The organism is Pseudomonas pichavaramensis (assembly GCF_050473265.1).
Taxonomy (GTDB): domain Bacteria; phylum Pseudomonadota; class Gammaproteobacteria; order Pseudomonadales; family Pseudomonadaceae; genus Aquipseudomonas.
Genome location: NZ_JBJKFJ010000002.1, coordinates 183,793 through 201,263, shown reverse-complemented (window position 1 = coordinate 201,263; position 17,471 = coordinate 183,793). Strand labels below are relative to the sequence as shown.

Here is a 17,471-nt window from a genome sequence, read left to right as displayed (position 1 = left end):
GGGCTACGGTTCTTTTTTGCGTTGAGAATCGCCGACTCAATGCAGGGTTTCGATCCTCAGGCTGTTGGTGCTGCCTGGCTGGCCGAAAGGTTCGCCGGCGGTGATCACCACCGTCTCGCCGCGCTTGGCCATGCCCAGGGCCTGGGCGATCTCCAGGGCGGTGCTGGTGACTTCCTCGACCTTGCGCAGGCGCTCGTTGACCACCGAGTAGATGCCCCAGGCTACGGTCAGGCGGCGGGCGGTAGTCAGGCTCGGTGTCAGGCTCAGAATCGGGGCTTTCGGTCGTTCCCGCGAGGCGCGCAGGCTGCTGGCACCGGACTCGCTGTAGTTGACCAGCGCGGCCACCGGCAGGATCGAGCTGATGCGGCGAATGGCGCAGCTGATGGCATCGCAGGCCGTGGCCTCGGCCTGCGGACGGCCGACATCGAGCTGGCTTTGATAGTCCGGGCCGCTCTCCACCTGGCGGATGATCTTGCTCATCATCTGTACGGTTTCCAGCGGGTAGTCGCCGGAGGCGGTTTCGGCCGACAGCATCACCGCATCGGCGCCTTCGGCCACGGCGTTGGCCACGTCGGTGACTTCGGCGCGGGTCGGTGCCGGGGAGAAACGCATGGACTCGAGCATCTGCGTGGCCACCACCACCGGGCGGCCGAGCTGGCGGCAGGTGCGCACGATGTCCTTCTGGATACGCGGTACGTTCTCGGCCGGCACTTCCACGCCCAGATCACCGCGCGCGACCATGATCGCGTTGCACAGCTTGGCGATGTCTTCCAGGTGGATCACCGCCGAGGGCTTCTCGATCTTGGCCATGAGGAAGGCCTTGCCACCGATCAGTTCGCGGGCTTCGACGATGTCCTCGGGGCGCTGCACGAACGACAGCGCCACCCAGTCCACGCCCAGCTCCAGGCCGAAGGCCAGGTCGCGGCGGTCCTTCTCGGTCAGCGGCGACAGCTGCAGCACGGCCTCGGGCACGTTGACGCCCTTGCGGTCGGACAGCTCGCCACCGGCGATGACGCAGGTGTCTACGGCATCATTCTGTTTGGCGGTCACTTTCAGGCGCAGGCGGCCGTCGTCCAGCAGCAGGCTCATGCCCGGCTGCAGGGCCTCGATGATTTCCGGGTGGGGCAGGTTGACCCGGCTGGCGTCACCGGGCGTGGCGTCCAGATCCAGGCGCAGGCTCTGGCCGTTGACCAGCTGCACCTTGCCGCCTTCGATGCGGCCGACACGCAGCTTCGGCCCCTGCAGGTCCATGAGGATGCCGATGGGCTGATTCAGCTCGCGCTCCACCTCGCGCACCCACTGGTAGCGCTGGGCGTGGTCAGCGTGCTCGCCATGGCTGAAGTTGAGGCGGAACAGGTTGACCCCGGCTTCCACCAGTTGGCGGATATGCGCGGCATCGCGGATCGCCGGGCCGAGGGTGGCGAGGATCTTCACTTTTTTGTCAGCATTCATTGGGTTGGGGCCTCGAGAATCAGGAGAGCGCGGAAATCGTTGACGTTGGTACGGGTCGGCCCGGTGACGATCAGCTCGTCGAGGGTGGCGAAGTAGCCGTAGCCGTTGTTGTTGTCCAGTTCGTCGCGGGCCGACAGGCCCTTGATGCCGGCACGGGCATAGCTGTAGGGCGTCATGATGGCGCCGGCGTTGTCTTCGGAACCGTCGATGCCGTCGGTGTCGCCAGCCAGCGCATAGACACCGGGCAGGCCCTTGAGGCTGTCGGTGAGGCTCAGGAGGAATTCGGCGTTGCGCCCGCCGCGGCCATTACCACGCACGGTGACGGTGGTTTCGCCACCGGAGAGGATCACGCAGGGCGGCTTGATCGGCTGGCCGTGCAGCTGCACCTGGCGGGCGATACCGGCGTGCACCTTGGCCACGTCGCGCGATTCGCCTTCCAGGTCGCCGAGGATCAGCACCGGCAGGCCTGCCGCCTCGGCCCTGGCGGCAGCAGCGTCGAGCGACTGCTGCGGGGTGGCGATCAGCTGGAAGTGGCTGCGGGCGAGTGCCGGGTCGCCTGGCTTGACCGTTTCCGAGCGCGGGTCCTGCAGCCAGTTGCGCACGTTGCTCGGAATATCTATGGCGTAGCGCGCCAGGATCGCCAGGGCTTCGGCTGAGGTGGTCGGGTCGCCCACGGTGGGGCCTGAGGCGATCACCGTGGCTTCGTCGCCGGGCACGTCGGAGATGGCGTAGGTGTAGACGGTGGCCGGCCAGCAGGCCTTGGCCAGGCGGCCGCCCTTGATCGCCGAGAGGTGCTTGCGCACACAGTTCATCTCGCCGATGGTGGCGCCGGATTTGAGCAGCGCCTTGTTGATCGCCTGCTTGTCGGTCAGCGAGATGCCCGCCGCCGGCAGGGCCAGCAGCGAGGAGCCGCCGCCGGAGAGGAGGAAGATCACCCGGTCGTCTTCCGAGAGGTTGGATACCAGCTCCAGCACGCGACGGGCGACGCGCTCGCCGGCGTCGTCCGGCACCGGATGGGCGGCTTCCACCACTTCGATCTTCTTGCACTCGGCGCCGTGCTCGTAGCGGGTCACCACCAGGCCGCTCACCTCGCCTTGCCACTCTTGCTCGATGACCTCGGCCATGGCCGCAGCCGCCTTGCCGGCACCGATGACGATGACGCGGCCGCTGCGGTCGGCGGGCAGGTGGTCGGCCAGCACCTGGCGCGGATGCGCGGCGGCGATGGCGGTGGCGAACAGGTCGCGCAGCAGGCGTTGCGGATCGAAGGTCATGGCGGTGTTCTCTTGGTCTTGGCTTGAGAGTCGCGCAGCGACGCCTTTCTCCATGGCCTGCTCCTGGCGGGAGCAGGTGGCGCGAAGGCGGGCAGGCCGCGTAGGAGTCGATGAGTCGGGGTGCCTGCGCGGCATGTCCTGGATCGATTCCATTCCCCAAGCGCCGCCTGGCAGCGCCTGGGGAATGGAATCGACCAACCTGGCAATCGGGCCGTGACACCTCCTGCCAGGAAGGTCGAAAGGGTGGGCCAGAAGCAAAGCCCCTCTCCCTAACCCTCTCCCATAAATGGGAGAGGGGACTGGCTTGGCGTAAGCCGAAAGTCCGTGCAACGCCAAGCTGCTTGTCTCCCCTCTCACGTTTACGGGAGAGGGGCCGGGGGAGAGGGCGCTCTGTTACTCGCCGCGGATATTGAAGTTGGCCATGTGCTCCAGGCCCTTGATCAGGGCGGAGTGATCCCAGCCGCTGCCGCCGAGGGCCGCGCAGGTGCTGAACACCTGCTGGGCGTTGGCTGTGTTGGGTAGGTTAAGACCCAGCTCGCGTGCGCCGGACAGCGCCAGGTTGAGGTCCTTCTGGTGCAGGCTGATGCGGAAGCCCGGGTCGAAGGTGCCCTTGATCATGCGCTCGCCGTGCACTTCGAGGATCTTCGAGCCGGCGAAGCCGCCGGACAGCGCTTCACGTACCTTGGCCGGATCGGCGCCGTTGCGGGCGGCGAACAGCAGGGCTTCGGCCACGGCCTGGATGTTCAGGGCGACGATGATCTGGTTGGCCACCTTGGCGGTCTGGCCGTCGCCGTTGCCGCCGACGCGGGTGATGTTCTTGCCCATGGCCTGGAACAGCGGCAGGGCGCGTTCGAAGGCGTTCGGGCAGCCACCGACCATGATCGACAGGGTCGCGGCCTTGGCACCGACTTCGCCGCCGGATACCGGGGCGTCCAGGTAGGCGGCGCCGGTGGCCTTGATCTTCTCGGCGAAGGCCTTGGTGGCGCTGGGGGAGATCGAACTCATGTCGATCACCACCTTGCCGGCGCCGACGCCGCTCGCCACGCCGTTGTCGCGGAACAGCACGTCTTCGACCTGCGGGGTGTCCGGCACCATGACGATGATGAACTCGGCTTCCTGCGCAACTTCCTGCGGGTTGGCCAGGGCGATGGCGCCGGCGGCCAGGAGGTCGGCGGGGGCCGGGTCGTGGTGCTCCGAGAGGAACAGGGTGTGGCCGGCTTTCTGCAGGTTCTGCGCCATGGGTTTGCCCATGATGCCGGTGCCGATGAATCCGATTTTAGCCATGAGAGATAACCTCGTTGTAGGTGGTGAGCCGAGCCTGTAGGAGCGGGTTTACCCGCGAAGCAGACACCGCGGTGAGTGGCACCGGCTTCGCCGGTGTTCGCGGATGAATCCGCTCCTACAGGTGCAGCTTTCAGATTGCGTTGTGCGCTTTCATCCAGCCGAGGCCGGCAGCGGTGGTGGTTGCCGGCTTGTATTCACAGCCGACCCAGCCCTGGTAGCCGATGCGATCCAGGTGCTCGAAGAGGAAGCGGTAGTTGATCTCGCCGGTGCCCGGCTCGTTGCGGCCCGGGTTGTCGGCCAGCTGCACGTGATTGATGGCGGCCAGGTTGCTCTCGACGGTACGGGCGAGGTCACCTTCCATGATCTGCATGTGGTAGATGTCGTACTGCAGGTACAGGTTGGTGCTGCCGACCTTGTCGCGGATGTCCAGGGCCTGCTTGGTGTTGTTCAGGTAGAAGCCGGGGATGTCGCGGGTGTTGATGGCTTCCATGACCAGGCGGATACCAGCGGCGGCCAGCTTGTCAGCGGCATAGCGCAGGTTGTCGACGAAGGTCTTCTCCACGGTGGTGCAGTCCACGCCCTGCGGGCGGATGCCGGCCAGGCAGTTGATCTGCTTGTTGCCCAGTACCTGGGCGTAGGCGATGGCCTGATCGACGCCGGCGCGGAACTCCTCGACGCGGTCCGGGTGGCAGGCGATGCCGCGCTCGCCCTTGCTCCAGTCTCCGGCGGGCAGGTTGAACAGCACCTGCTCGAGCTGGTTGGCGTCCAGGCGGGCCTTGATCTCTTCTACCGCGAAGTCATAGGGGAAGAGGTATTCCACACCGCTGAAGCCGGCTTCGGCGGCGGCGGCGAAACGGTCCAGGAAGTCCACTTCGGTGAACAGCATGGACAGGTTGGCAGCAAAACGGGGCATGGTTGGCTCCTTGTCGTGGTGCAATTTCGTAGGGTGCGCCGTGCGCACCTTGTGGTACGCGTTCATATGGCGGTGCGCGCGGCGCACCCTACGGATCAGTCGAGTAGCGCGATGGCGGTCGGGGCGTCGACGCCGCGCTCGGCCAGCTCCTCGAACTCGTTGATGGCGTTGATCTCGGTGCCCATGGCGATGTTGGTGACACGTTCCAGGATCACCTCCACCACCACCGGCACACGGTGCTCGGCCATCAGGCGCTTGGCTTCGGCGAAGGCGTTCTGCAGCTCGTTCGGGTCGAACACGCGGATCGCCTTGCAGCCGAGGCCTTCGACGACCGCGACGTGGTCGACGCCGTAGCCGTTGATTTCCGGCGCGTTGATGTTCTCGAACGCCAGCTGCACGCAGTAGTCGATGTCGAAGCCGCGCTGCGCCTGGCGGATCAGGCCCAAGTAGGAGTTGTTCACCAGCACGTGGATGTACGGCAGGTTGAACTGCGCCCCGGCAGCCAGTTCTTCGATCATGAACTGGAAGTCATAGTCGCCGGACAGCGCCACGACCTGGCGTGCCGGGTCGGCCTTGACCACGCCGAGGGCCGCCGGAATGGTCCAGCCCAGCGGGCCGGCCTGGCCGCAGTTGATCCAGTGACGCGGCTTGTACACGTGCAGGAACTGCGCGCCGGCGATCTGCGACAGGCCGATGGTGCTGACGTAGCAGGTGTCCTTGCCGAAGGCTTCGTTCATTTCCTCGTACACGCGCTGCGGCTTGGCCGGCACGTTGTCGAAGTGGGTCTTGCGTTGCAGCGTGCGCTTGCGCTCGCGACAGGCCTCGACCCAGGCGCTGCGGTCCTTCAGCTTGCCAGCGGCCTTCCATTCGCGAGCGACCTGAAGGAAGGCATCCAGCGCCTTGCCCGCGTCGGAAACGATGCCCAGGTCCGGGTTGAACACGCGGCCGATCTGCGTCGGTTCGATGTCGACGTGGATGAACTTGCGGCCTTCGGTGTACACCTCCACCGAGCCGGTGTGACGGTTGGCCCAGCGGTTGCCGATGCCGAACACCAGGTCGGAGGCGAGCAGGGTGGCGTTGCCGTAGCGGTGTGAAGTCTGCAGGCCGACCATGCCGACCATCAGCCGGTGATCGTCGGGAATCGCGCCCCAGCCCATCAGGGTCGGCACTACCGGTACACCGGTGAGTTCGGCGAACTCGACCAGCTTGTCCGCTGCGTCGGCGTTGAAGATGCCGCCGCCAGCGACCAGCAGCGGGCGCTCGGCCTCGTTGAGCATGGCGATGGCTTTCTCGGCCTGGACGCGGTTGGTGCTCGGCTTGGCTACCGGCAGCGGCTCGTAGGCGTCGATATCGAACTCGATCTCGGCCATCTGCACGTCGAACGGCAGGTCGATCAGCACCGGGCCAGGGCGGCCGCTGCGCATTTCCTGGAAGGCACGCTGGAAGGCACGCGGCACCTGGCCGGGCTCCATCACGGTGGTCGCCCACTTGGTGACCGGGCCGACGATGCTGGTGATGTCCACCGCCTGGAAGTCTTCCTTGTGCATGCGTGCACGTGGCGCCTGGCCGGTGATGCACAGGATCGGGATGGAGTCGGCGCTGGCCGAGTACAGGCCGGTGACCATGTCGGTGCCAGCCGGGCCGGAGGTACCGATGCACACGCCGATGTTGCCGGCGTTGGTGCGGGTATAACCCTCGGCCATGTGCGAGGCGCCTTCGACGTGACGAGCCAGGACGTGATCGATTCCGCCGAGTTTCTTCAGTGCAGCGTAGAGCGGGTTGATGGCGGCGCCAGGGACACCGAATGCGGTGTCGACACCTTCGCGACGCATCACCAGTACGGCTGCCTCGATTGCTCTCATTCTGGCCATGACCATTGTTCTCCGAGTCAGTGGTTTTTCTTCTTGGGAGCAAGGATGACGGCTGTACCGGTGTGGCGGAATTGTTGGATACTTCAGTTCTGTCGATACTTGGAGTACCGAATGGATCGTCATACCCTTATCCGTAGTTTCGTTCTGGTGGCCGACAACGGCAGCTTTGCCGCCGCTGCGCTCAGCGAAGGTGTCACCCCGGTGGTGATGGGACGGCGCCTGGACACGTTGGAACGCCACCTGGGCGTCAAGTTGATGCACCGCTCCACGCGCGGCCTGCAACTGACCGACCTTGGTGAGCAGTACCTGGACCGTGCGCGTAGCCTGCTCAAGGACTTCGACGAGGCCGATGCCAGCGTGGCCCGCGGCGGCAAGTCGGTGCGCGGGCACTTGGTGGTGTCTGCCCCGGCGGCGTTCGGCAGGCGGCATATCGCGCCTCATGCGCCGGCATTTCTCAAGCGCTACCCGGACTTGAAGCTGTCCTTCAACTTCACCGATAGCCTGGTCGACCTGGTACGCCAGGGTTACGACATGGGCATTCGTATCGGCGAGGTCACCGATCCCAACTACGTCGCGGTGAAGCTGTTTCCCAATCGCCGCGTGGTCTGCGGTGCGCCCGGCTACTTCGAGCTGCATGGCGTGCCGCGCACCCTCGAGGATCTGGCGCGGCACAACTGCCTGGCGTTCAACCTGCAGGGCGGTCAGCAGCGTGGCTGGACCTTCCTGCGCGAAGGGCGTCAGGTGGCGGTGAAGGTGGCGGGCAACCTCGACTGCAATGACGGCGAGCTGCTCTACAACTGGGTCAAGCAGGGGTTGGGCATCGGCTGGCGTTCGACCTGGGAGATCCAGGCGGAGCTCAAGGCTGGCGAGCTGGTGACGGTGCTGGACGATTACGAGATCCCGGCCTACGACATCCAGGCGGTCTATCCGCAGCAGCGTTATCTGCCGGCCAAGGTGCGTTTCTTCATCGACTACCTCAAGGACATCTACAACACGCCGGGATACTGGGAAAATCGGGCGGACTAGCCCGTATATTCGATACTTTGATTGTGATTTTCAGATAAAAATATTGTGTACAAATTTTATTTTTTTTGTGTTTTGTTGTTGCAACAAACCTTCTCTTCAGCTATTGCATAAGGCGCTTATCCATGCCGCACACCTTCATCGGCCTGTGCGGCGAACGCCCATTCGCTTTTCTGGAGAACCAGCATGACCACGATCACTCTATCCACAGCGGTGAACATCACCCGCAATGCCCTGGCCGTCGGGCGTGACCTCAGCGCTGCGCCGCTGACGGTGGCGGTGCTGGATGCCGGCGGCCACCTGATCAGCCTGCAGCGCGAGGACGGCGCCAGCCTGCTGCGCCCGCAGATCGCCATCGGCAAGGCCTGGGGTGCGCTGGCACTCGGCAAGGGCTCGCGCGCGATCGCCAACGACGCGCAGCAGCGTCCGGCCTTCATCGGCGCGGTGAATACCCTCGCCGAGGGCAGCCTGGTGCCGGCACCGGGCGGCGTGCTGATCCGAGACGCGCAGGGGCAGGTGATCGGCGCCGTCGGCATCACCGGAGACACCTCGGACATCGATGAGCAGTGTGCGGTCAGTGCGCTGGAATCTCTTGGCCTGAAGGCGGATGCGGGGGCGTAGGGAGGCTTTGCGCACCGCCTTGATCACGGCTGCGCGATGCGTTGGATTGCATCCGGGCTACGACTGTGGGAGGGGCTTCAGCCGCGACTGGGGCATTGAAGCGTCGCCGCTAAAGCGCCTCCCACGGTTTTCGGCTTTGCGTAGGGTGTACATCCACCAGTCCGTAGGGTGTGCCGTGCGCACCAAGGCTTCCCGAACGTCCGTGTCGTAAACTCGGTGCGCGCGGCGCACCCTACGGGTTCCCGGCATAGGCCGCTGATTCGAGTTAGGCGCTGGTCACCAGTTCGGAGGCGGTCGATGGCAGCGGGTCGACGTCACAGCCCTTGAGCACCAGGCGGATGATGGTCTGTGCGGCGGCTTCGTAGTCGGCATCGTCCAGGCTGGCCTTGCCGGTGACGATGGAGATTTGCCAGTCGAAGTCGGCATAGGTCTGGGTCGCAGCCCAGATGCTGAACAGCAGGTGATGCGGATCGACCGGGGCCATCAGCCCCTGATCCACCCAGCGCTGGATGCAGGCGATGTTGTGTTTGGCCTGGGCGTTGAGTTGCTCGGTCTGTTCCGGCGACAGATGCGGTGCGCCATGCATGATCTCGCTGGCGAATACCTTGGACGCGTGTGGCAGTTCGCGGGAGATGCGGATCTTCGAGCGGATGTAGGCAGTCAGCACTTCACTCGGATGGCCCGGCTGGTTGAAGGGGGACGAGGCAGCCAGCAGAGGGTCGACGATACTTTCCAGGACCTCGCGGTAGAGGTTTTCCTTGGATTTGAAGTAGTAGTAGACGTTGGGCTTGGGCAGGCCGGCCTTGGCCGCAATGTCACTGGTCTTGGTGGCGGCGAAGCCCTTGTCGGCGAACTCCTCGCTGGCTGCGCGCAGGATGAGCTCTTTGTTACGCTCGCGAATGCTGGTCATAGGCCCTGTGTTTTCCTTTTCCGCCGGGCGGCGGTCGGGCATGGTAGCACCGGCTCCGCGCGACGCTCAAGGCAACGGCTGCGGGCTGCTTGGCGCTTATCTGACCCTTGGGTCAAAATGTTGTATACAAGAAAACGCTTTTCTGTTTCTATCGCGCACAGCGTTATCCATGACAAAAAGTCTCGGTGCGTGACGCTGCAGGAGACCCACCGTGAACACCCCTCAACTGGTCGATCCATTTGGCCGTCGCATCACCTATCTGCGTTTGTCGGTGACTGATCGCTGCGACTTTCGCTGCACTTACTGCATGAGTGAAGACATGCAGTTTGCACCGCGTCAGCAGATTCTCAGCCTTGAAGAGGCCTATACCGTGGCCGACGCGTTCATCTCGCTGGGTGTGCGGCGCATCCGCATCACGGGCGGCGAGCCGCTGGTGCGCAAGAACGTCCTGAGCCTGTTGCAGCGCCTGGGCGCGCGGGACGAACTCGAGGACCTGGCGATCACCACCAACGGTTCGCAGCTTGGCGAGCTGGCGGGGCCGTTGCGTGCGGCGGGTGTGCGTCGCCTGAACATCAGCCTGGACTCCCTGCAGCGCGAGCGCTTTGCCGCCTTCACCCGCCGCGACAAGCTGGACCAGGTGCTGGCGGGTATCGAGGCGGCGCGCGCGGCCGGGTTCGAGCGGATCAAGCTCAACAGCGTGGTGCAGAGTGGGCGCAACGACGACGAGGTGCTCGACCTGGTCGAATTCGCCATCGCCCGTGGTCTGGATATCAGCTTTATCGAGGAAATGCCGCTGGGTAGCGTGGTCAGCCACAGCCGCGAGCAGACCTTCTGCTCCAGTGACGAGGTGCGCCGGCGCATCGAGCAGCGTCATGCGCTGGTGCGCAGCAACAAGGTCACCGGCGGGCCGTCGCGCTACTGGCAGGTGGTCGGTACGCAGACCCAGGTCGGTTTCATTTCCCCGCACAGCCACAATTTCTGCGGTGACTGCAACCGCGTGCGGGTCACTGCCGAAGGCAAGCTGGTGCTGTGCCTCGGTCATGACGATGCACTGGATCTCAAGCGTCTGTTGCGCGCACATCCGGGCGATGGCGAGCGCCTGCGTCAGGCGCTGGTCGAGGCGCTGCGCCTGAAGCCCGAGCGGCACCACTTCGCCAGCGACGAGCAGGTGCAGGTGGTGCGCTTCATGAGCATGACCGGCGGCTGAGTCGGCCTGATCGCAATCCACAACAACAACAAGGAGGCTCGCCATGAAGCCCGTACGACCCTGTCTGCTATTTACTGTTCTGCTGTCGCCCGCTGCCTGGGCGCAGAGTTATGTGGTGGGGGTGGAGGACCTGCCGTTCGCGCCGCATTACAGCCTCGATGCAGGAGGCGAGTACCGAGGTTTCGCCCGTGAGGTGCTGGATGCCTTCGCCGCCGATAGCAGCATCGACCTGACCTACAAAGCGCTACCGGTAGACCAGTTGCTGCCTGCCCTGCAGCGCGGCGAGATCGACTTCAAGTACCCGGACAGCCCACTCTGGGCCGGTGCGCAGAAGGTCGGCATGATGCTGCACTACAGCGCGGCGGTGGTCGATTACGTCGATGGCGTGCTGGTGGCGCCGCAACGCCAGGGGCAGGCCCTGCAAAACATTCATCGCCTGGCCATGGTCCAGGGCTGGACTCCACGCGGTTACGAGCAGGGTATAGACAGCGGGCAGATTCAGCTGAGCTACAGCGACGACCTGCGTCAGATGATTCGCCAGGCGCTGAAGCAGGACACCGATGGCGCCTACTTCAATGTGGTGGTGGCGACCCACTACCTCGACAACATCCGGGCGCGACCTGGTGCCCTGGTGTTCGATCCGAAGTTGCCGCATACCCGTGGCAGCTTCCACCTGTCGAGCCTGCGTCAGCCGCAGCTGATTGCGCGCTTCGACCGCTTCCTCGGCGAACGCTCGGCCCAGGTGAAGGCGCTCAAGGCGAAGTACCGGGTCGAGGCCAACCTGGACAGCGAGTACATGGGGCTCGAGCAGTGGAAGGTCGACTTTCTCGAGCGCCAGAAAGCCAAAGCCGGCGCACAGGCGCCGGCTTCGTCCATCCACTGACGCCTCAGGCGCTGGCGCGTTTCAACGCTTGCGCCTGACCATGCATCAGGCCGTAGTGCAGTACAGCGCCAAGCAGGGCGCCGAGCAGCCAGGAATAACCGGAGAGTTGGCTGAGAAACGGTGCCCAGACCGAAGCCACGGAGAATATCGAGGCGACGGCGAATGCAGCCAGAGCCTTGCGGTTCCAGCCGCCATCGAAGTAGTAGGCGGAGCCGGCTTCAGCGCTGAACAGCTGCTGCAGGTCGAGCTTGCGACGACGTACCAGGTAATAGTCGGCGACGATGATGCCGTACAGCGGTGCCAGCACGGCGCCCAGGGTGTCGACGAAGGCGGCGATGCCGACGTTGCTGATGAAGGCCACCCACAGTGCGCCGATGAAGAAGGCAATGCCTGCGGTGATGAAACCACCGGTGCGGGCACTGATATGGGCCGGCGCCAGGTTGGCCAGGTCGTAGGCCGGTGGGATGAAGTTGGCCACCAGGTTGATGCCCACTGTGGCGGCGAAGAAGGTCAGCGCGGCGATGATGGTCAGCGTCAGGTTGTCGACCCGGGCGACGATGTCGGTCGGGTTGGTCAGGGTTTCGCCGAATACCACCACGGTGCCGGCGGTGATCACCAGGGCGATCAGCGAGAAGAACGCCAGACTCACCGGCAGGCCGAGCAAGTTGCCGACGGTCATCTGTTTCTCGCTTTTGACGAAGCGGGCGAAGTCGCCGTAGTTGATCACCACGGCGGCGAAGTAGGCGACCATGGTGCCGACTACTGCGAAGAACGCGGCTACCGGGCCGGCCTTGTATTCGCCGGTACCGCTGAAGATGTTGCCCAGTTCGCTCAGCAGGCTCGGGCCGGCCTTGTACCAGATCATGATCATCAGCGCGATCATCACCACGTAGACCAGAGGGCCCGCCCAGTTGAGGAAGCGGGTGATCCAGCTCATGCCGCAGACGAACAGGCCCACCTGGAACAGGCAGACGATCGTGTAGGACAGCCAGCCGATGGCGGTCAGGCCCAGATACAAGGCGGGGTCCTGCGGTTGCAGCAGCGAGTTGAGCAGCAGCGCCACGGCAGTTGAGGCGAAGTAGGTCTGCACGCCGTACCAGAAGATGGCGACGATGCCGCGTACCAGCGCAGGGAAGTTGGCGCCACGCACACCCATGCTGGCGCGGGCAAAAACCGGGAAGGGGATGCCGTACTTGACGCTGGGCTTGCCGGTCAGCTGCACCAGGCCCATGACGATGAAACCGGCGAGCACGATGCCGGCGAGCACGGCCCAGCCATTGAGTCCGTAGGAGATGAACAGAGTCGCGGCGAGGGTGTAGCCGAACAGGCTCTGAATGTCGTTGGACCACACGTTGAATATCTCGAACCAGCCCCAGGTGCGCTTCGCTGGCGCCAGTGGAGCGAGGTCTTCGTTATACAGCGTCGGGTCTATCTGCTTGATGCGAAAGTCTTCGGTGTCGGACATGGACAGCTCCCAGTATTGTTCTTGCGCCACGGCGGCGTATGAGGAGATTTGTCTGCAGGTTTCGTTCCGATTCTGTATGCGCTTGCTGGTTAATTGTATGTATACAGCCGTTGCGACAGTGTTTCGGTAGTAACCTCAATGTCTTGTACACATAAATTCCCTTGGTGGATATGGCTTGCAGAAAAACTGAACACAAAAAATTAAATTATTGTGCTCAAAAACTTGACCTATTGGTCAGTGTTGTGATTGCAAGTCATTGATTGAAAGGCGGAGTATTGGTCATTAGTTGCGCACCGATGTAGTGCCTTGATCTGCCTTGTGGCTCTCATCTGGTGCGTGCAAGGTGTTGTTCTGAAAAAAAAGGGGGATGGCGCGAACGCCCATCCCCCTTTTACCTGGTCGCCGTCCCTACCGACGCCGGCCAAGTGCGTTGTGGCATCGGTCAGAAGTGGTATTTGACCAGCGCCTGTACCGCGGTTTGATCGAAACGATCTCCCGAGCCGTCTACGGGTCTTACGCCGTACTTGGCGCGCCACATGTTCACTTCGGTGCCAACGTAGAGCTGGCGCTCCTTGCCGAACAGCGCCTTGCCCGCATCCCACTTGACCTGGATCGAGGAGCCGACCGAGGTCTGGGTGCCGGCATCACGCGACGGCGAACGCCAGTCGACGAAACCATCCACCAGGAAGTCCTGTTCACCCAGGCTGAACGGGTAGGCTGCGCTCACCGTCAGCTGGGTGGCGTAGCCGTTGCTGCCTGCGTCGGCGAAGAAGGTGTGGTTGTTGATCTTGACCTGATAGAGATTGGTCTTGAAATAGTTGAAGCCGGGTACATCCCAGTCCAGGCCAACGCCATACAGATAGTTTTCCGGCCCAGGGCCGCCGTTGCCTTTCTCATAGGTGAAGGCAGCGAAAACATCCTTGATGGGGCCTGCGGACAGTTTCTGCCCGGTCAGCCAGCTCAGGCTGATGCGTGGCGAGAACTCCATGTAATAGAAGGAATCCTTGTCGTGCTGGCGGAAGCTGCCGTTGTCGAAGCTGCCGCGCGTCTGCACGTTGTCGGTACGGATGTAGTCGAGGAAGTAGAAGATGTCGCCCCAGGCCCAGCCGCTGGCATGCTCGAAGGTGACGGTGGTCTGGGTGCGCTGCTCTTCGCCGTTGAAGTTCATGCGCTGGAAGTTTTCGCCGTACAGATAGGACAGGCTGTTGTCCTGCCAGTGGAGCAGGTCGCCGGCGAGCGCCTGCTGACCGGAGAACAGTCCGACAGAGAGGGCGAGGCAGTGAGGCAGATGCTTGAGTTTCATTGGTTTTCCTTGTTTTTGAGGTGCAAGCAGGTGCCTCCCGGCAGGGACTGCCGGGAGTGGATCGTTATGTCGTGCTTAGCTGGTGCGCGCGTCCGGGGTCAGGTCGCGGCGTAGGCTGTTGCGGCTGCTCTCGTCGACGCTTTCGTCCTGGCGGTTCTGCAGCACGGTGTGCAGGTGCGCCTCCGGGTCGTAGTCGTCTTCTTCCACTTCCTGCTGGTCGTCGGGCAGGAAGATGTTCAACGCAATGGCGCTGAAGGCTCCGATGGTGATCGGTGAGCCGAAGATGTTCTTCAGTACGTCCGGCATGTGCGACAACACCTCCGGCACGCCGGCCACACCCAGGCCAAGGCCCAGAGAGATGGCGACGATCAGCACGTTGCGGCGGTGCAGGCCGGCTTCACTGAGAATCTTGATGCCGGCGACTGCCACGGTGCCGAACATGATCAACGTGGCGCCACCGAGTACCGGCTTGGGCATCAGTTGCAGCACGGCGCCGACCGCCGGGAACAGCCCCAGCAGGATGAGGATGCTGGCGATATAGAAGGCCACATGACGGCTGGCCACGCCGGTGAGTTGGATCACCCCGTTGTTCTGGCTGAAGGTGGTCATCGGCAGGCTGTTGAACATGGCGGCGACCGCAGAATTGCAGCCGTCGGCCAACACTCCGGATTTGATCCGGCGAATGTACAGCGGGCCCTTGACCGGCTGCTTTGAGATGATCGAGTTGGCTGTCAGGTCGCCAGCGGTTTCCAGCGGGGTGATCAGGAAGATCACGGCGATGGGCACGAAGGCGATCCAGTCGAAGCCGAAGCCGTACTTGAACGGTTGCGGCACGCTGATCAGCGGTACCTCGGCCATGTTGGCGAAGTCCACCCGACCGGTGAACCAGGCCACTGCGAAGCCCAGGGTCAGGCCGATGATCACGGCCGACAGGCGCAGCACCTGTGACGGCGCGCGGTTGAGCAGGACGATGGTACCCAGCACCAGGCCGCCCAGCGCCAGATGGTGCAGCGCGCCGAGATCGGCAGCGCCATAGCCGCCGGCCAGATCGGTCATGCCGACCTTGATCAGCGACAGTCCCATCAGGCTGATGATGGTGCCGGTGACTACAGGCGTGATGACCTTGCGCAGCTTGTTGATGAACTGGCTGAAGGCGATTTCGACGAAGGCAGCGCAGAAACAGATGCCGAATAGCGTGGCGAGTATTTCCTCCTCGCTGGCGCCGCGCCCTTTGACGATGAAGCCAGCGCTGAGAATCACGCTGAGGAAGCCGAAGCTGGTGCCTTGCAGGCACAGCAGGCCGGAGCCCACCGGGCCGATGCGTTTGGCCTGGACGAAGGTGCCGAGGCCGGAAACGAACAGTGCCATGCTCACCAGATAAGGCACGTGGGCACCGAGGCCCAGTGCGCTGCCGACGATCAGGGTCGGGGTGATGATGCCGACGAAGCTGGCCAGCACGTGTTGCAGTGCCGCGAAGATGGCGGGGGCGAAAGCGGGGGTGTCATCCAACTGGTAGATCAGGTCGCTGTTGCCGGTAGGCGCAGCTGGGGTGGGGGCGTTGCTGTTTGTGGTCATGTCATAGCCTGCCATTTTGTTTTTATACGGTCATGGGCTTAGAACGTGTTCAAAGTCTGCTGCGCGTCGGCACTGCTGCGTTAAAAACAGGCTCGGACTGCTCATTTACAACTCGTAAACTCTGCGTCCTCGCCTGTTTTCGTCTTGCATTGCTCTAGCTCGCGAGACTTTGCACAGGTTCTTACACGAGGCTTCACGGCACCTCTTTCCTGGCTGCTAGAAAGTTGTCTAAGTGGTCAGGATGTGGCGACTATAGCAACATGTGGACATGGTTAAAAACAATTTATTTATGGATTGTGCACAAAAAAAAGAACCACCGGTCAGCTCGCGCTGCCGGCGGTTCTTGAGTGTAAAAAGATGCCGCGCCCAGACTCAGGCGCGACACGTGTGGCAATCAGTTGATCTGCGCGCCCTTGGCAATCCAGCTGCCGATCAGGTCGCGCTCGTCCTGGGTCATCTGGGTGATATTGCCCAATGGCATGATCTGCGAGGCCACGCTCTGCGCCTGGATCTTCGCGGCCTGGGCTTTCATCTGCTCCGGGGTGTCGAGCATGAAGCCGGCCGGTGCGGCGCTGAACATCGGGCTGGTCGGGCTGGCCGAATGGCACACAGTGCAGCGCTCGTGGATCACGCTTTCAACCTTGCTGAAGTCGGTGCCCGCCACCGCTGCGTCTGTCGTCGGGGCCGCATTTTCATTAGCGTCTGGCTGGCTGCTCGTTACCTCTTCCGTCTTGCTCTGGGGCTGGCTGATTGCCGGTTGTTCCACAGCCGCTACCGGGGCTGCTGCGGGTGCGCGGTTCGCTGGCGAAGTGACGTAGGCCAGGCAGATCATGCCCAGGGCAGCGGCCGGTAGGGTCCAGACATACTTGCTGCTGTCGTGGCGGGTGTTGAAGTAGTGACGCACCAGCACGGCCAGAATTGCGATACCGGCCAGAATCGCCCAGTTGTACTGGCTGCCATAGGTGCTCGGGAAGTGGTTGCTGATCATGATGAACAGCACCGGCAGGGTGAAATAGTTGTTGTGACGCGAACGCAGCAGGCCTTTGGCGGGTAGCAGCGGGTCGGGCGTGGTGTTGGTTTCGATGGCCTTAACCAGTGCGCGCTGCGCCGGCATGATGGTGAAGAACACGTTGCCGACCATGATGGTGCCGATGATGGCGCCGACATGGATGTATGAGGCACGACCGCTGAAGATGTGGTTGAAACCATAGGCGGCGGCGATGATCAGCACGAACAGCACGGCGCCGAGCAGGGCCGGGCGCTTGCCCAGTGGTGAATCGCAGAGGAAGTGATAGATCACATAGCTGACGGCCATGGAGCCGAGGCCGATGGCGATGGCGGCAGCCGGTGCCAGATCGACGCCTGGCTTGACCAAATACAGGCTGGGGTTGAGGTAATACACTACCAGCAGCAGGGCGACGCCCGACAGCCAGGTGAAATAGGCCTCCCATTTGAACCAGTGCAGGTTCTCCGGCATTTTCGGTGGGGCCAGCTTGTACTTTTCCAGGTGGTAGATACCGCCGCCGTGAATCGCCCAGAGGTCGCCCGACAGGCCCTCGCGTGGGTTGCTACGGTTGAGGTTGTTCTCCAGCCAGACGAAATAGAAAGATGCGCCGATCCAGGCGATGCCGGTGATCATATGGATCCAGCGGATGCCAAGATTTAGCCATTCGGTGAAATGTGCTTCCACGAT

The 17,471-nt window shown here is 63.2% G+C and carries 14 protein-coding genes; 4 read left to right on the top strand and 10 right to left on the bottom strand.

Going from position 1 to position 17,471, the window contains the following annotated elements; genetic code table 11:
• Nucleotides 1-36: 36 nt before the first annotated feature.
• The 5 genes from pyk to gcl form a co-directional block, all read right to left on the bottom strand.
• Nucleotides 37-1,452 carry a pyruvate kinase gene (pyk, locus tag ACJRW5_RS04455; RefSeq protein ID WP_484569323.1) on the bottom strand — a complete coding sequence of 472 codons (1,416 nt, stop codon included), beginning with the start codon at nt 1,450-1,452 and terminating at the stop codon, nt 37-39.
• Entirely contained in the window at nt 1,449-2,723 is a 1,275-nt protein-coding gene (locus ACJRW5_RS04450) for a glycerate kinase type-2 family protein (RefSeq protein WP_484569572.1), read from the bottom strand. Before ACJRW5_RS04450 ends, pyk begins: the two co-directional genes overlap by 4 nt.
• A gap of 393 nt (nt 2,724-3,116) precedes the next feature.
• Nucleotides 3,117-4,007, bottom strand: coding sequence for a 2-hydroxy-3-oxopropionate reductase (locus ACJRW5_RS04445; RefSeq protein WP_484569322.1), 891 nt, complete (start codon nt 4,005-4,007; stop codon nt 3,117-3,119).
• Between the two features lie 130 nt (nt 4,008-4,137).
• The gene (hyi, locus tag ACJRW5_RS04440; protein WP_484569321.1) at nt 4,138-4,920 is read right to left on the bottom strand and encodes a hydroxypyruvate isomerase; all 783 of its coding nucleotides are present in this window, start codon (nt 4,918-4,920) and stop codon (nt 4,138-4,140) included.
• Between the two features lie 95 nt (nt 4,921-5,015).
• The gene (gene gcl / locus ACJRW5_RS04435) at nt 5,016-6,791 is read right to left on the bottom strand and encodes a glyoxylate carboligase (protein ID WP_484569320.1); all 1,776 of its coding nucleotides are present in this window, start codon (nt 6,789-6,791) and stop codon (nt 5,016-5,018) included.
• Between the two features lie 111 nt (nt 6,792-6,902).
• Here gcl and ACJRW5_RS04430 point away from each other — a divergent pair, with 111 nt between their 5' ends.
• On the top strand, nt 6,903-7,817 hold the full coding sequence (locus ACJRW5_RS04430; protein WP_484569319.1) for a LysR family transcriptional regulator: 915 nt from the start codon (nt 6,903-6,905) through the stop codon (nt 7,815-7,817).
• Between the two features lie 183 nt (nt 7,818-8,000).
• Complete coding sequence (locus ACJRW5_RS04425; protein WP_484569318.1) at nt 8,001-8,435, top strand: GlcG/HbpS family heme-binding protein; 435 nt, start codon at nt 8,001-8,003, stop codon at nt 8,433-8,435.
• A gap of 265 nt (nt 8,436-8,700) precedes the next feature.
• Here ACJRW5_RS04425 and ACJRW5_RS04420 read toward each other — a convergent pair whose 3' ends face one another.
• Nucleotides 8,701-9,345, bottom strand: coding sequence for a TetR/AcrR family transcriptional regulator (locus ACJRW5_RS04420; protein WP_484569317.1), 645 nt, complete (start codon nt 9,343-9,345; stop codon nt 8,701-8,703).
• Nucleotides 9,346-9,556: 211 nt separating this feature from the next.
• Here ACJRW5_RS04420 and moaA point away from each other — a divergent pair, with 211 nt between their 5' ends.
• Entirely contained in the window at nt 9,557-10,552 is a 996-nt protein-coding gene (gene moaA / locus ACJRW5_RS04415; RefSeq protein ID WP_484569316.1) for a GTP 3',8-cyclase MoaA, read from the top strand.
• A gap of 43 nt (nt 10,553-10,595) precedes the next feature.
• Nucleotides 10,596-11,435: a transporter substrate-binding domain-containing protein gene (locus tag ACJRW5_RS04410; protein ID WP_484569315.1), complete on the top strand. Its 840-nt coding sequence runs from the start codon at nt 10,596-10,598 to the stop codon at nt 11,433-11,435.
• A 4-nt stretch (nt 11,436-11,439) separates the two neighbouring features.
• Here the strand turns inward: ACJRW5_RS04410 and ACJRW5_RS04405 are convergent, their stop codons facing one another.
• The 4 genes from ACJRW5_RS04405 to ACJRW5_RS04390 form a co-directional block, all read right to left on the bottom strand.
• Entirely contained in the window at nt 11,440-12,900 is a 1,461-nt protein-coding gene (locus tag ACJRW5_RS04405) for an NCS1 family nucleobase:cation symporter-1 (RefSeq protein ID WP_484569314.1), read from the bottom strand.
• Nucleotides 12,901-13,342: 442 nt separating this feature from the next.
• On the bottom strand, nt 13,343-14,203 hold the full coding sequence (locus tag ACJRW5_RS04400; protein WP_484569313.1) for an outer membrane protein OmpK: 861 nt from the start codon (nt 14,201-14,203) through the stop codon (nt 13,343-13,345).
• 75 nt (nt 14,204-14,278) lie between these two features.
• Nucleotides 14,279-15,778, bottom strand: coding sequence for a nucleobase:cation symporter-2 family protein (locus ACJRW5_RS04395; RefSeq protein WP_484569312.1), 1,500 nt, complete (start codon nt 15,776-15,778; stop codon nt 14,279-14,281).
• Nucleotides 15,779-16,172: 394 nt separating this feature from the next.
• Nucleotides 16,173-17,468 (bottom strand): urate hydroxylase PuuD, encoded by a 1,296-nt coding sequence (locus ACJRW5_RS04390; protein WP_484569311.1) that lies wholly within the window; start codon nt 17,466-17,468, stop codon nt 16,173-16,175.
• Nucleotides 17,469-17,471: the final 3 nt, after the last annotated feature.

Bases quoted from the DNA above. Each gene is read 5' to 3' on its own strand.
- pyk (WP_484569323.1), bottom strand. From the start codon at position 1,452: ATGAATGCTGACAAAAAAGTGAAGATCCTCGCCACCCTCGGCCCGGCG.
- ACJRW5_RS04450 (WP_484569572.1), bottom strand. From the start codon at position 2,723: ATGACCTTCGATCCGCAACGCCTGCTGCGCGACCTGTTCGCCACCGCC.
- ACJRW5_RS04445 (WP_484569322.1), bottom strand. From the start codon at position 4,007: ATGGCTAAAATCGGATTCATCGGCACCGGCATCATGGGCAAACCCATG.
- hyi (WP_484569321.1), bottom strand. From the start codon at position 4,920: ATGCCCCGTTTTGCTGCCAACCTGTCCATGCTGTTCACCGAAGTGGAC.
- gcl (WP_484569320.1), bottom strand. From the start codon at position 6,791: ATGGCCAGAATGAGAGCAATCGAGGCAGCCGTACTGGTGATGCGTCGC.
- ACJRW5_RS04430 (WP_484569319.1), top strand. From the start codon at position 6,903: ATGGATCGTCATACCCTTATCCGTAGTTTCGTTCTGGTGGCCGACAAC.
- ACJRW5_RS04425 (WP_484569318.1), top strand. From the start codon at position 8,001: ATGACCACGATCACTCTATCCACAGCGGTGAACATCACCCGCAATGCC.
- ACJRW5_RS04420 (WP_484569317.1), bottom strand. From the start codon at position 9,345: ATGACCAGCATTCGCGAGCGTAACAAAGAGCTCATCCTGCGCGCAGCC.
- ACJRW5_RS04410 (WP_484569315.1), top strand. From the start codon at position 10,596: ATGAAGCCCGTACGACCCTGTCTGCTATTTACTGTTCTGCTGTCGCCC.
- ACJRW5_RS04405 (WP_484569314.1), bottom strand. From the start codon at position 12,900: ATGTCCGACACCGAAGACTTTCGCATCAAGCAGATAGACCCGACGCTG.
- ACJRW5_RS04400 (WP_484569313.1), bottom strand. From the start codon at position 14,203: ATGAAACTCAAGCATCTGCCTCACTGCCTCGCCCTCTCTGTCGGACTG.
- ACJRW5_RS04395 (WP_484569312.1), bottom strand. From the start codon at position 15,778: ATGACCACAAACAGCAACGCCCCCACCCCAGCTGCGCCTACCGGCAAC.